At 66.4% G+C, this 13,156-nt stretch carries 12 protein-coding genes; 6 read left to right on the forward strand and 6 right to left on the reverse strand.

Annotation, left to right across the window (positions count from 1 at the left end):
- Window positions 1-5: 5 nt before the first annotated feature.
- From AC3A6X_RS10435 to pncB, 3 genes are read right to left on the reverse strand one after another with little or no spacing between them, the layout of a single operon-like run.
- Window positions 6-992 carry a 2-hydroxyacid dehydrogenase gene (locus tag AC3A6X_RS10435; RefSeq protein WP_487842109.1) on the reverse strand — a complete coding sequence of 329 codons (987 nt, stop codon included), beginning with the start codon at window positions 990-992 and terminating at the stop codon, window positions 6-8.
- A 2-nt stretch (window positions 993-994) separates the two neighbouring features.
- Window positions 995-2,425, reverse strand: a complete 1,431-nt coding sequence (locus tag AC3A6X_RS10440) for a sodium:proton antiporter (protein ID WP_487842110.1) — start codon at window positions 2,423-2,425, stop codon at window positions 995-997.
- Window positions 2,422-3,636, reverse strand: a complete 1,215-nt coding sequence (pncB, locus tag AC3A6X_RS10445) for a nicotinate phosphoribosyltransferase (RefSeq protein WP_487842111.1) — start codon at window positions 3,634-3,636, stop codon at window positions 2,422-2,424. Before pncB ends, AC3A6X_RS10440 begins: the two co-directional genes overlap by 4 nt.
- Window positions 3,637-3,825: 189 nt before the next feature.
- On the opposite strand from pncB, the gene AC3A6X_RS10450 reads away from it, so the two are divergent.
- Both AC3A6X_RS10450 and AC3A6X_RS10455 read left to right on the forward strand, forming a co-directional pair.
- On the forward strand, window positions 3,826-4,059 hold the full coding sequence (locus tag AC3A6X_RS10450; RefSeq protein WP_309971821.1) for a CsbD family protein: 234 nt from the start codon (window positions 3,826-3,828) through the stop codon (window positions 4,057-4,059).
- 29 nt (window positions 4,060-4,088) lie between these two features.
- Complete coding sequence (locus tag AC3A6X_RS10455) at window positions 4,089-4,508, forward strand: hypothetical protein (protein WP_487842112.1); 420 nt, start codon at window positions 4,089-4,091, stop codon at window positions 4,506-4,508.
- A 66-nt stretch (window positions 4,509-4,574) separates the two neighbouring features.
- Here the strand turns inward: AC3A6X_RS10455 and AC3A6X_RS10460 are convergent, their stop codons facing one another.
- Both AC3A6X_RS10460 and AC3A6X_RS10465 read right to left on the reverse strand, forming a co-directional pair.
- The gene (locus tag AC3A6X_RS10460; protein WP_487842113.1) at window positions 4,575-5,012 is read right to left on the reverse strand and encodes an acyl-CoA thioesterase; all 438 of its coding nucleotides are present in this window, start codon (window positions 5,010-5,012) and stop codon (window positions 4,575-4,577) included.
- Between the two features lie 4 nt (window positions 5,013-5,016).
- Window positions 5,017-5,955, reverse strand: a complete 939-nt coding sequence (locus AC3A6X_RS10465; protein WP_487842114.1) for a histone deacetylase family protein — start codon at window positions 5,953-5,955, stop codon at window positions 5,017-5,019.
- A gap of 176 nt (window positions 5,956-6,131) precedes the next feature.
- On the opposite strand from AC3A6X_RS10465, the gene AC3A6X_RS10470 reads away from it, so the two are divergent.
- Both AC3A6X_RS10470 and AC3A6X_RS10475 read left to right on the forward strand, forming a co-directional pair.
- Window positions 6,132-6,692, forward strand: a complete 561-nt coding sequence (locus AC3A6X_RS10470) for a phasin family protein (RefSeq protein ID WP_309971829.1) — start codon at window positions 6,132-6,134, stop codon at window positions 6,690-6,692.
- Window positions 6,693-6,837: 145 nt separating this feature from the next.
- Window positions 6,838-7,596: a 3-hydroxyacyl-CoA dehydrogenase gene (locus AC3A6X_RS10475; RefSeq protein WP_487842115.1), complete on the forward strand. Its 759-nt coding sequence runs from the start codon at window positions 6,838-6,840 to the stop codon at window positions 7,594-7,596.
- Here AC3A6X_RS10475 and AC3A6X_RS10480 read toward each other — a convergent pair.
- Window positions 7,544-8,497: a YihY/virulence factor BrkB family protein gene (locus AC3A6X_RS10480; protein ID WP_487842116.1), complete on the reverse strand. Its 954-nt coding sequence runs from the start codon at window positions 8,495-8,497 to the stop codon at window positions 7,544-7,546. The two genes, AC3A6X_RS10475 and AC3A6X_RS10480, sit on opposite strands and share 53 nt — an antisense overlap.
- A 90-nt stretch (window positions 8,498-8,587) precedes the next feature.
- Between AC3A6X_RS10480 and dnaG the strand changes: the two genes are divergently transcribed.
- Window positions 8,588-10,471, forward strand: coding sequence for a DNA primase (gene dnaG / locus AC3A6X_RS10485; protein WP_487842117.1), 1,884 nt, complete (start codon window positions 8,588-8,590; stop codon window positions 10,469-10,471).
- Between the two features lie 321 nt (window positions 10,472-10,792).
- Window positions 10,793-13,138 (forward strand): RNA polymerase sigma factor RpoD, encoded by a 2,346-nt coding sequence (rpoD, locus tag AC3A6X_RS10490; RefSeq protein WP_487842118.1) that lies wholly within the window; start codon window positions 10,793-10,795, stop codon window positions 13,136-13,138.
- Window positions 13,139-13,156: the final 18 nt, after the last annotated feature.

Below are 13,156 nucleotides of genomic sequence, written 5' to 3' on the forward strand. Positions count from 1 at the left end.
CGGGTCTACTTGCCTCCCAGGACCGCGGGATTGAGCGGCGTGACCGGCTTGCCGTCGACCAGGAAGCCGACGAGGTTGTCCGCCGCCAGCTCGGCCATCGCGCGCCGGGTCGGGATGGTGGCGCTGGCGATATGGGGCGTGAGCACGACGTTCGGCACTCCGAGCAACGCGGGATGCACGTTGGGCTCGCCCTCGAACACATCCAGCCCCGCCGCCGCGATGCGCTTGTCGCGCAGCGCCGCCGCCAGCGCCGCATCGTCGACGATGCCGCCGCGGGCGATGTTCACCAGCGTGGCCGTCGGCTTCATCAGGGCCAGCTCGGCGGCGCCGATGGTGTGGTGCGAGGCCGCCGAATACGGCACCACGAGCACGACGTGGTCGGCGGTCTTCAGCAGTTCCTCCTTGCCCACATAGCTGGCCTTGCATTCGGCCTCGAGCTGCGCATCGAGCCGCGAGCGGTTGTGATAGATCACCTTCATGCCGAAGCCGTGCGCGCCGCGCCTGGCGATGCCCTGCCCGATGCGCCCCATGCCGATGATGCCCAGCGTGGCGCCGTGGATGTCGGAGCCGGCGAACATGTCGTAGCTCCACTTCTGCCACTTGCCGGCGCGCAGGAAATGCTCGCTCTCGGTGATGCGGCGCGCGGTCGCCATCAGCAGCGCGAAGCCGAAGTCGGCGGTGGTCTCGGTCAGCACGTCGGGCGCGTTGGTGGCGAGCACGCCGCGGGCGGTCATGGCGTCGACGTCGAAGTTGTTGTAGCCCACCGCCATGTTGGCGCAGATCTTCAGCTCGGGGCAGGCTGCCAGCACCTCGGCGTCGATGCGCTCGCTGCCCGTGGTGAAGGCGCCCTGCTTGCCCTGGAGCTTCTGGATCAGCTGCGCCTTGCTCCAGCTCTGGTCGTCCTGGTTGGACTCGACCTCGAAATGAGCTTCCAGCCGGGCGATGGTTTCGGGAAAGACCGAACGGGCGACGAGGATCTTGGGTTTGTTCATGATCAGCGGAAGAAGATGAAGGTGGAGAGAATGAACAGCGGCACCAGGATGGCGCCCGACCACATCATGTAGCCGAAGAAGCTCGGCATGCGCACGCCGCGGCTTTCCGCGATGGCCTTGACCATCAGGTTGGGCGCATTGCCGATGTAGGTATTTGCCCCCATGAACACCGCGCCCGCCGAGATCGCGACCAGGGTCGGTGCATGCGTGGTCATGAGTGCCTGCGCATCGCCCCCCGCCGTGTTGAAGAACACGAGATAGGTGGGTGCATTGTCGAGGAAGGAGCTCAGCACGCCGGTGGCCCAGAAGTACATCGCCGGATCGGGCTGGCCGTCGGGCCGCGTCACGGCCGAGACGACCGCGCCGAAGGGGCCGTGGACGCCCGCCTTGAGCATCGCAATCACCGGGATGATGGTGAGGAAGATGCCCGCGAAGAGCTTCGCCACCTCCGCCATCGGCGCCCAGCCGAACTGGTTGTCGGCATGCACCTGAGGCGCCGTGATCCGGAGCGACAGCAGCGTGATCGCGACCAGCCCGGCGTCGCGCACGAGGCCGGGAAGCCCGAGCTCGGTGCCATGGACGTCGAAGCCGACGGGTGACTTCCAGATGCCGCTCAACAGCACGAGGAAGACGATGCCGCCGAGCAGCCAGAAGTTGGCGGCGCCCTCGAAGCGGATGCCGCGGGTGTCGGGCGTGGGGTCGAAGGGCAGCGCGTCTTCCTTGCCGTAGTACCAGCGGTCGAGCACATGGAACAGCGCCAGCAGGACGCCGATGATGAACAGGGTCTCCGGCAAGATGTTGCGTGCCGTCCAGAAGAACTCCACGCCCTTCAGGAAACCCAGGAACAGCGGCGGATCGCCCAGCGGCGTGAGCGAGCCCCCCACGTTCGACACGATGAAGATGAAGAACACGATCACGTGCACCCGGTGCCGGCGGTTGTCGTTGGCGCGGATCAGGGGCCGGATCAGCAGCATGGAGGCGCCGGTTGTCCCCATCAGGCTCGCGAGCAAGGCCCCGATCGCCAGGATGCCGGTGTTGAGCCCCGGCGTGCCATGCAGGTTGCCGCGGATGTGGATGCCGCCCGCCACCACGAACAGGGCGGTCAGCAAGAGGATGAAGGGGATGTACTCCGCCAGCAGCGCGTGCAGGAGCTGCGCACCCGCCAGCCCCGCGCCGTGGAGCGCCGCAAAGGGCAGCAGGAAGGCCAGCGCCCAGGCGGCCGACACCTTGCCATAGTGGTGGTGCCAGAAGGACGGCGCCAGGAGCGGCATGAGCGCGATCGACAGCAGGATGCCCGCGAAGGGCAAGCCCCACCAGGGCGACAGGTTGCCGCCGTCGAAGTCGGCAGCGAAGGCGGTGACGGGCAGCAGGGTCGGCAGTGCGACGGTGGCCAGCAGGCGAAGGAATCTGGTGGCCGCGTGCGAAAGTGTCATGCGGTCGGCTGGGCAATCTCGAAGACCTGGCGCAGGTAGGCCAGGTAGCGCTCGTCGTCACACATGTTCTTGGAGGGCGTGTCGGACAGCTTCGCCACGGGCTGGTCGTTGCAGCGGACCATCTTGATCACGATCTGCAGCGGCTCGTAGCCCAGGTCGTTGGTGAGGTTGGTGCCGATGCCGAAGGCCAGCTGGCAGCGGCCGCGGAACTGCTGGTAGAGCTCGATGGTGCGCGGCACGGTCAGGCTGTCGCTGAAGATCAGCGTCTTGGTTTGCGGATCGACGCGGTTGGCGACGTAGTGGGCCAGCATGCGCTCGCCCCACTGGAAGGGATCGCCGCTGTCGTGCCGGGCACCGTCGAACAGCTTGCAGAAGTACATGTCGAAATCGCGCAGGAAGGCGCTCATGCCATAGACGTCCGACAGCGCGATGCCCAGGTCGCCACGGTACTCGCGCGCCCACGACTCGAAGCCGAAGACCTGGCTGTCGCGCAGTCGCGGACCGAGCGCCTGGCAGGCCTGGAGGTATTCGTGCGCCATGGTGCCCAGCGGGATCAGGCCGAGCTTCATGGCGTAGAGCACGTTGCTGGTGCCGGCGAACTGCGGCGGTTTGCCTGCGCTGCGCTGCGGTGGCGAGGTCACCGGGCCCAACCGGGCGCTCAGGGTGCGCAGCACCTCGTCGTGCCAATCCTTGGAGAAGCGGCGGCGGGTGCCGTAGTCCGCAATCTTCAGGTCCTGCAGCCCTGCGCCCTGCAGCTGCCCGATCTTGGTCTCGAGGCGCCGCCGGCCCTCGGCGATGTCCGGCCGCGGCTGGGTATTGCGGAAGTAGACCTCGTTGACGATCGCCAGCACCGGGATCTCGAACAGGATGGTGTGCAGCCACGGACCCTCGATGCGGATGTCGAGCTCGCCCGAGGCCTGCGGGATGATCTTGATGTACTTCTCGTTGAGGCGGAACAGCCCGAGGAAGTCGACGAAGTCGCTCTTGATGAAGCGCATCGAGCGCAGGTAGCTCAACTCCGCGTCCCGGAACGACAGCGAGCACAGGTGCCGGACCTCCTCGCGGATCTGCGCGGCGAACTGCGCCAGGTCGATGCCCGGGTTGCGGCACTTGAAGCGGTACTCCACACGCGCACCGGGGAAGTGGTGCAGCACCACCTGCATCATCGTGAACTTGTAGAGGTCGGTGTCGAGCAGGCTGTGGATGATCATGATGATGCGGCGCGCTGGTGTCCGGTTTCTGCGTGCGCCCGATTATCACGGGCCGCGTCGGCATGTGCCTACGGACCGTTCCCCGGGCGTCCTACCACTCCGTTCCCCCTTGCAAGCCAGAGTCCTTCTCACGCTGGCCACAAGCAATGGGGTCAGCGACAAAACCCGTTATCTGAAGGAGATATGTCGATGAACAAGGACACCGTTGAAGGCAACTGGAAGCAGCTCAAGGGCAAGGTCAAGGAGCAGTGGGGCAAGCTGACCGACGACGACTTCGACGTCATCGCCGGCAAGCGCGACCAATTGCTCGGACGCATCCAGGAACGCCACGGCATCAGCCGCGACGAAGCCGAGAAGCAGGTCAAGGACTGGGAATCGCGCGACGGCCGTACGCCGGAGGCGCTCTGGTTCGAGAAGTATTGATCAGCAACCTCACAGGAAGGAGTATCTCCATGAAGAAACATCTGCTCATGCTCGCGATCGCCTCGTCGTGCTTCGTGGTCACGCAGGCCAGTGCGATGACCCAGGACGAGCACAAGGTTGCCAAGGAAAAGATCGAGGCCGCCTACAAGGTCGACAAGGCCAAGTGCGACGCGCTGAAGAACAACGCGAAGGACGTCTGCGAGAAGGAAGCCAAGGGCAAGGAAAACGTGGCCAAGGCTGAACTCGAACAGCAATACAAGCCTAGCGACTCCAACGCCCGCAAGGTCGAGGAAGAAAAGATCAAGGCCACCTACGACGTCGCGAAGGAGAAGTGCGACGACCAGAAGGGCGACGCCAAGAGCGCTTGCGAGAAGCAGGCCAAGGCCGATGAGACCAAGGCCAAGGCCGACATCCGGGCCATGATGAAGCCCGCGGCCAAGACGCAATAACCGTCCCGGGCGGCAACAGCCGAAGCGGCGTCCACACCGGGCGCCGCTTTTTCTTTGCGTGGCCGCTCAGCCGCGCAGTTCGGCGACCAGGACCTGCAGCGCCGCCGGCAGCTTCACCGGCCGCTGCGTCGTCCGGTTGACGTAGACATGAACGAAATGGCCCTGCGCCGCCGCGGTGTCGGCACCCTCGGCGAACAGCGCGATCTCGTAGCGCACGCTGGAGCTGCCCGCATGCGCCACGCGAACCCCCGCCTCCACCGTCTGCGGAAAGGCCAGCGGCGCAAAGTAGTTGCACTGCGTCTCGACCACGAAGCCGATGGTGTCGCCCTGGTGGATGTCCAGTGCCCCCCGCTCGATCAGCAGTGCATTGACGGCGGTGTCGAACCACCCGTAGTAGACGACATTGTTGACGTGCCCATACATGTCGTTGTCGGCCCAGCGCGTCGGGATGCTGCGGAAGACGCGGAATGCGCTGCGGTGGTGGGGGGTGGGTCTGGCGCTCATCTCATCAATGCCGTCTGGCCGCGGCATTCTGCCAGCGTCCCCAGTAGTCGATGGCCACGCGGAAGGTGCCTAGCTGCACCTGCACGGTCTCGGCAATGTCGCTGGCATAGCCGCCGGCCATCGCGAACGCGAGCGGGATGCGGCGCTGCCACGCAAAGTCGAAAACGCGCCGGTCGCGCGCCTCCAGGCCGTCGAAACTCAGCTTGAGGCGCCCCAGGCGGTCGCGCTCGAAGGGGTCGGCGCCGGCGAGGTAGATCACCAGGCCGGGGGAGAAGCGCCGGTCGAGCTCGTCGAGCGCGTGCTCCAGGGCGGCCAGGTAGTCGGCATCGCCGCAGCCGTCAGGCAGCTCGACGTCGAGGTCGCTCGCTTCCTTGCGGAAGGGGAAGTTCTTCTGCCCGTGCATCGACAGCGTGAACACGCTCGGGTCCTCGCGAAAGATGCGCGCAGTGCCGTTGCCCTGGTGCACGTCGAGATCGATCACCGCCACCTGCAGCGGCACGCGGCCGCGCCTTCCGTGCTCCGCCTGCATGAGGCGTGCCGCGACCGCGGCGTCGTTGAAGACGCAGAAGCCCCCGCCCCGATCGGCGCTCGCATGGTGGGTCCCGCCGGCCATGTTGCCCGAGACGCCCTCGGCCAGGGCGGCACGGCAGGCGGCGATGGTCGCACCGGCCGAACGGCGCGAGCGCTCGACCATGGCTTCGCTCCAGGGGAAGCCGATCTCCCGCATGGCCTGCGGGTCGACAGTGCCTTCGCTGACGGCGGCGATCCACTGCGGCGTATGGGCCAGCGCCAGCTCGCCGTCGCTGGCACGTGGCGCCTGCAGCATCTCGACCTCCGGCAGGTGCCGCTCCATCTGCTCGCGCAACAGCGCGTAGCGCCCCATCGGGAACCGATGGCCAGGGGGCAGCGGCAAGACGAAGTGGCCCGAATAAAAAGCACGCATAAGGAACATTGTCGACACGGTTTTAGAAATCTGCTTCTAAATTGCTGCAAAGCAGCAAAAACCTCTTGGAGAGCGCCGGGGCGCTGCCTATACTTCCGCCATGCTGCGCCGCAACATAAAAAGAAGAGTGCAGCTCACCGCGAATCGTCCCCTTTTATCTAACTGGAGCTCCACAAATGGCACTCACCGCTGACCAAATCATCGCCTCCCACAAGGCCAACGTCGAAACGCTGTTCGGCCTCACCACCAAGGCCTTCGAAGGCGTCGAGAAGCTGGTCGAACTGAACGTGACCGCCTCCAAGGCCGCCCTGACCGAAGCCGCTGGCACCACGCAAGCGCTGCTGAGCGTCAAGGACGCGCAAGAGCTGCTGGCCCTGCAAGCCGGCCTGTTCCAGCCCCTGGCCGAGAAGACCGCCGCCTACAGCCGCCACCTGTACGAAATCGCCCAAGGCACCGGCGCCGAATTCAGCAAGGCTTTCGAAAGCAAGGCCGCTGAAGCCCAGCAAGCCTTCGTCGGCCTGGTCGACAGCGCTGCCAAGAACGCCCCCGCCGGTTCGGAAACCGCCGTCGCCGTGATGAAGAGCGCCGTGGCCGCCGCCAACAACGCCTTCGAATCGGTCCAGAAGGCCGTCAAGCAAGCCACGGACGTCGCCGAAGCCAACTTCCAAGCCGTCTCGACCACGGCCGTGAACGCCGCCAAGAGCACCGCCCAAACGGCTGCCCGCAAGCGCGCCTAATCAAGTGACAAGCCCGCCTTGAGCGGGCGACGATTGTCTCCTTGGGTCCTTCGGGATCCAATTCAAGGGCCCCGTCTTCAGACGGGGCCCCTTTTTTTGCGCTCTATGATCGCCGGACGAACGCATTCTTTGAGGAGCTGAGCACATGCAGATCGAAGGCAAGGTTTTCATCGTCACCGGCGGCGCTTCGGGCCTCGGCGAAGGCACGGCGCGGATGCTGGCCGCAAACGGCGGCAAGGTCGTCATCGCCGACATGCAGGCGGACAAGGGCGAGGCGGTCGCCAAGGACATCGGCGGCATCTTCGTGAAGTGCGACGTGAGCCAGGAGGCCGACGGCCAGGCCGCGGTCGCCGCCGCCCAGAAGCTTGGCAAGCTGGTCGGCCTCGTCAACTGCGCGGGCATCGCGCCCGCCGAGAAGACCGTCGGCAAGAACGGCCCGCACGCGCTGGCCGTGTTCAGCAAGACCGTCACCGTCAACCTGGTCGGCAGCTTCAACATGATCCGCCTGGCGGCCGACGCCATGAGCAAGAACGAGCCGGAGGCCACCGGCGAGCGCGGCGTGCTGATCTCCACCGCCTCGGTGGCGGCCTACGACGGCCAGATTGGCCAGGCCGCCTACAGCGCTTCGAAGGGCGGCGTGGTCGGCATGACGCTGCCGATCGCCCGCGACCTGGCGCGCAACGGCATCCGCAACATGACGATCGCCCCCGGCATCTTCGGGACGCCGATGCTGTTCGGCATGCCCCAGGAAGTCCAGGACGCGCTGGCCGCCAGCGTGCCCTTCCCTTCGCGCCTGGGCACGCCCGAGGACTACGCGAAGCTGGCGAAGCACATCATCGAGAACGACATGCTCAACGGCGAGGTGATCCGACTCGACGGTGCGATCCGGCTGGCGCCGCGCTGACCGCTGCGATCTCGCCCGGGATCGGCTTCGCGCTTCCGGTGCGCTCGAGGCGCTCGTACTGCGCAATCACCTGGGCGCCGAAGAGCACCAGCGTGGCGGCGATCTCCAGGCTCAGCAGCACCACGATCGCGGTGGTCAGCGAGCCGTACACCACGTTGACCTGCGACAGCGTGGCGAAGTAGAGCACCAGCAAGCGCCGCGTGACCTCCCAGAGCAGGGCCGCGGTCACGCCGCCCAGCAATGCGTGCCGCAGCCGCAGCCGGCCCACGGGCATCACCAGGTAGAGCGAGGTCAGCATGAAGATCTCGCCGCCTAGCCCGAGCAGATACAGCAGCACCCCCGACACGCCCGACAGCGACCAGCGACGGCCGAACAGCTCGACGCTTTCCTGCCCGATCACCTGTAACGCGCCCGCCACCAGCGTGACCAGCAGCAAGCCGACACACAGGCAGAGGATGTAGATATAGGGCATCACCGCCGAAATCAGGAAATGCCGCGAATGGTCGGCCTTTCGGTGATGAAAGATCACCGCCATCGCGCTTTCGAGCACGGTGAAGGCCAGTGAGCTGAAGAAGATCATCGTCACGAGCAACACCGGCCCCATCACGTCGCGATGGTCCAGAAAGTTCGACAGCTCGGCAACGATGGCCCGTGACTGGCCCGGCAGCAGCCACTCCAGGTAGCGACCCACCGAGCTCAGCAGTTCCGCCTGGCCGATGAAGTGCGACATCGCGATCACGCTCAGGATCAGGATCGGCACGATCGAGAGCAGCGCGTAGTAGGCGACCGCGCCCGCGAGCAGCAGGCCCTGGTTGGCCCGGAACGCCTTGGCCGCCTCCCAGGCGAAGCGGAGGGGATGGCGCAGCACGGGCACTGAATGGCGGATGGTGTGGCGAATCATGCGAATGCGGCGCGGGATTCGAAGCGACCAGTATGCCGCCGGGCCGCGATGGCATGAGGTCTTGCGTATGATTTGCCGCTCTCCGCCTACATGACCATCCCCGCCTCTTTCATCCAGGAACTGATCGCGCGTGCCGACGTGGTGGAGATCGTCGGGCGCTACGTCCAGCTGAAGAAAGCCGGCGCCAATTTCATGGGGCTGTGCCCCTTTCACGGCGAGAAGTCGCCCTCCTTCTCCGTCAGCCCGACCAAGCAGTTCTATCACTGCTTCGGCTGCGGGGCGCACGGCAACGCCATCGGCTTCCTGATGGAGCATGCCGGCATGGGCTTCGTCGAGGCGGTGCACGACCTCGCCGGCCAGTACGGCCTGCAGGTGCCCGAGGACGACGCCTCGCCCGAGGAACGCGCCCGCGCGGCCGGGCAACGCCAGAAGCAGGCGACCCTGTCCGAGGTGCTCGAGAAGGCGGGCGAGGCCTACCGCAAGCAGCTGCGCCAGTCCCCCGCCGCCATCGACTACCTCAAGGGCCGCGGCCTCTCGGGCGAGGTCGCCCGGCAGTTCGGCATCGGCTACGCGCCGCCCGGCTGGCGCACGCTGGCCAGCGTCTTTCCCGACTACGACGACCCGCTGCTGGCCGAGAGCGGCCTGGTGATCGCCGGCGAAGCGGACGAAAACAGCGAAGGCAAGCGCTACGACCGCTTCCGCGACCGGGTGATGTTCCCGATCCGCAACGTGAAGGGCGAATGCATCGGCTTCGGCGGCCGGGTGCTGGGCGACGAGAAGCCCAAGTACCTCAACTCGCCCGAGACGCCGGTCTTCAGCAAGGGCCGCGAGCTCTACGGCCTCTATGAGGCCCGCGCCGCCTTCCGCGAGCGCGGCTATGCGCTGGTGACCGAGGGCTACATGGACGTCGTGGCGCTGGCGCAGCTGGGCTTCCCGAACGCGGTCGCCACCTTGGGCACGGCCTGCACCACGGACCATGTGCAGAAGCTCTTCCGCTTCACCGAATCGGTGGTGTTCAGCTTCGACGGCGACGCCGCCGGCCGGCGCGCCGCGCGCAAGGCGCTCGACGGCGCCCTGCCCTACGCCACCGACGTGCGCAGCGTCAAGTTCCTGTTCCTGCCGGCCGAGCACGATCCCGACAGCTTCATCCGCGAGTTCGGCGCCGACGCCTTCGCCCGCTTCGTCGGCGAGGCCACGCCGCTGAGCCGCTTCATGCTCGAGGCCGCCCGCGAGGGCTGCGACCTCGGCAGCGCCGAAGGGCGCGCCCACATGGCCAGCAACGCCCGGCCGTTGTGGAGCGCACTGCCGGAAGGCGCGCTCAAGCGACAGCTGTTGACCGAAATCGCGGAAATGGTTCAGTTGAGCGCTCAGGAGCTGGGCGAGCTGTGGCTGCCGCCCGGGGCGGCCCGCCCCGCCGGGTCCGGCCCGCGCGAGCGCCGCGACGGCCGGGCCCGCCCGCGGGAAGACCGCTACGCGCCACGCGCTTCGCCCCCGCGCCCGCCCGCCCGCGGCCGCACCCTGCCCCCCGGCCGGGCCGACGTCGCGGCGCGCCTGCTGCTGTCGACCATGGCGGAATGGGAGGCCTTGCCTCACGAGCTCCATGCCCTGCTGTGCGAGCTCCCCGGTGAGCACGGGCAGCTCTTCGCCTGGCTGGACAGCCAGCTGCATGAACACGGGGTGCAGCCCTGGGCAGCGCTGCGCGAGGGCCTGCGAGGCCTGGATTTCGAGGCGCTGGCGCTGCGCGTGATGACCGGCCCCGATGGCGGCCCGATCGGCGATCCCGAGGGCGGGCAGGCGGCGGAGGCCGCGCGCGAGCTGCGCAACGTGCTCGACTTCATGCTGGACGACCGGCTCAAGGCCCAGCAAAGCGAGGCGATCGCCGCCGTCGGCAGCGACCCACGGGCCCTGGAGCGCTACAAGGCCCTCGAGGCGCGCCGGCTGGAGCTGCGCGCCCGCCTGCATCCGCCGCGTTAGGACACCAGGAACTTGCTTGAAAATTGCGCAGCGCGCTATAATGTAAGGCTTCGCAAACATGCGAAATTAGGCAAGAGCGACAGCAGCACCTCCGGGCCGACTCGATGCGCAACGCACTTTCTGATGAATCCACATCGGAATACGGGTCAAAAACCGCAAGGACTGCACACCAAATGTTCGCCCGACATCTTGTCTTTTGAAGAGCGCTCGAGGGGCCGCCCGCGGCCTTTTGTTCGCCCCTCTCTGTTTTTTGTGCTTCCGCCTGCGCCGGGCTGTTGGCGCCCGTGATTGCGTTGGTTCATTCTTGTTGTACGAGGTCGTATGCCCAGTTCAAAGAAGCCTGCCGTGTCCGCCGCCAGCAAGCCGGTTGCAGAGAAACCGTTGAAAGCTGCGGCCCTGCCGGCAACTAAGACAGGTATCGCCGCGTCCAAGGCGACAGCCGCTACGAAAGTGAAAACCGTGCCCACCAAAACGTCTCCCACCGCCGAACCGAAGAAGGCCGCCGCAGCAGCAGCGGTCGCCGCTGCTCCCGCCACCGCCGCGCGCAAGGTCGGCCGCCCCCCCAAGGCGGCCGGTGCAGCGCCCGCCGCCGGCGGCGCCAAGCGCGGCCGCAAGCCCAAGGCCGCCGCCAGCGAGGCGCCGGCCAGCGATGTCGACCTGTCCGACATCGAGGACGAACTGGTCGGAGACGAGCCCGCGGCGACCGAGGAAAAGGTCAAGCCCCTTCGCATGAAGATCAGCAAGGCGAAGGAACGCGCCTTGATGAAGGAATTCGGCCTCGACGAGACCGTGCTCTCCGAGGAAGACCTGGCCAAGCGCCGCTCCCGCCTCAAGACCCTGATCACCCTGGGCAAGACCCGCGGCTACCTGACGCACGGCGAGATCTCCGACCACCTGCCCGACAAGCTGGTCGACGCCGAGACCATGGAAGTCGTGGTCACCATGCTCAACGACATGGGCGTGGCGGTCTACGAGCAGACGCCCGACGCCGAGACCCTGCTGCTGAACAACACCGCGCCGACCGCCACCACCGTCGAGGAAGCCGAAGAAGAGGCCGAAGCCGCCCTCTCGACCGTCGACAGCGAATTCGGCCGCACCACCGACCCGGTTCGCATGTACATGCGCGAGATGGGCACGGTCGAGCTGCTGACGCGCGAGGGCGAGATCGAGATCGCCAAGCGCATCGAAGGCGGCCTGATGGCCATGATGGAGGCCATCTCGGCCTCCCCCGCCACCATCGCCGAGATCCTGCGCCTGGGCCAGGAGATCCGTGACGGCAAGGTGGTCATCTCCACCATCGTCGACGGCTTCTCCAACCCCAACGAGGCCGACGACTACGTGGCCGAGGAAGACTTCGACGAGTTCGACGAGGAAGACGACGACGACGGCAAGGGCGGCTCCAAGGCCCTGACCAAGAAGCTGGAAGAGCTCAAGAACGAGGCCCTCACCCGCTTCGACCGCATCGCCCTCCTGTTCGAGAAGGTCCACAAGATCTACGACAAGGAAGGCTACGGCACGCCGTCCTATCAGAAGGCGCAGCACTCGCTGTCCGAGGAGCTGATGACCATCCGCTTCACGGCCCGCACCATCGAGAAACTGTGCGACCTGGTGCGCACGCAGGTCGACGACGTGCGCAAGAAGGAGCGCGAGCTGCGCCGCATCATCGTGGACAAGTGCGGCTTCCCGCAGGACGAGTTCATTCGCGACTTCAGCGGCTACGACAAGAGCGGCCACCGCGTGGCCTCCAACCTGCTCAACCTCAAGTGGGTCGAGAAGCAGGCCGCAGCCGGCAAGCCCTGGAGCGCCGTGCTGGCCCGCAACATCCCGCCGGTGCAGGAACTGCAGCAGAAGCTGGCCGACATCCAGTCGCGCGTGGTGGTCCCGCTGGCCGAGCTCAAGGACATCAACAAGCGCATGAACGAGGGCGAGTCGTCCTCGCGCGACGCCAAGAAGGAAATGATCGAGGCCAACCTGCGCCTCGTGATCTCCATCGCCAAGAAGTACACCAACCGCGGCCTGCAGTTCCTCGACCTCATTCAGGAAGGCAACATCGGCCTGATGAAGGCGGTCGACAAGTTCGAATACCGCCGCGGCTACAAATTCTCGACCTATGCGACGTGGTGGATCCGCCAGGCGATCACGCGCTCGATCGCCGACCAGGCGCGCACCATCCGCATCCCGGTGCACATGATCGAGACCATCAACAAGATGAACCGCATCAGCCGCCAGCACCTGCAGGAGTTCGGCTTCGAGCCCGACGCCGGCATCCTGGCCGCGAAGATGGAGATCCCGGAAGACAAGATCCGCAAGATCATGAAGATCGCCAAGGAGCCGATCTCGATGGAAACCCCCATCGGCGACGACGACGATTCGCACCTGGGCGACTTCATCGAGGACAGCAGCAACACGGCCCCGATCGAGGCCGCGATGCAGGCCGGCCTGCGCGACGTGGTCAAGGACATTCTCGACAGCCTGACGCCGCGCGAGGCCAAGGTGCTGCGCATGCGCTTCGGCATCGAAATGTCGACCGACCACACGCTGGAAGAGGTGGGCAAGCAGTTCGACGTGACGCGCGAGCGCATCCGCCAGATCGAGGCAAAGGCACTGCGCAAGCTCAAGCATCCTTCGCGCTCCGACAAGCTGCGCAGCTTTATTGATACGCTCTGATCCCCTGGCGGATCTTCG

The organism is Variovorax sp. Soil_C_12, from assembly GCF_057657375.1.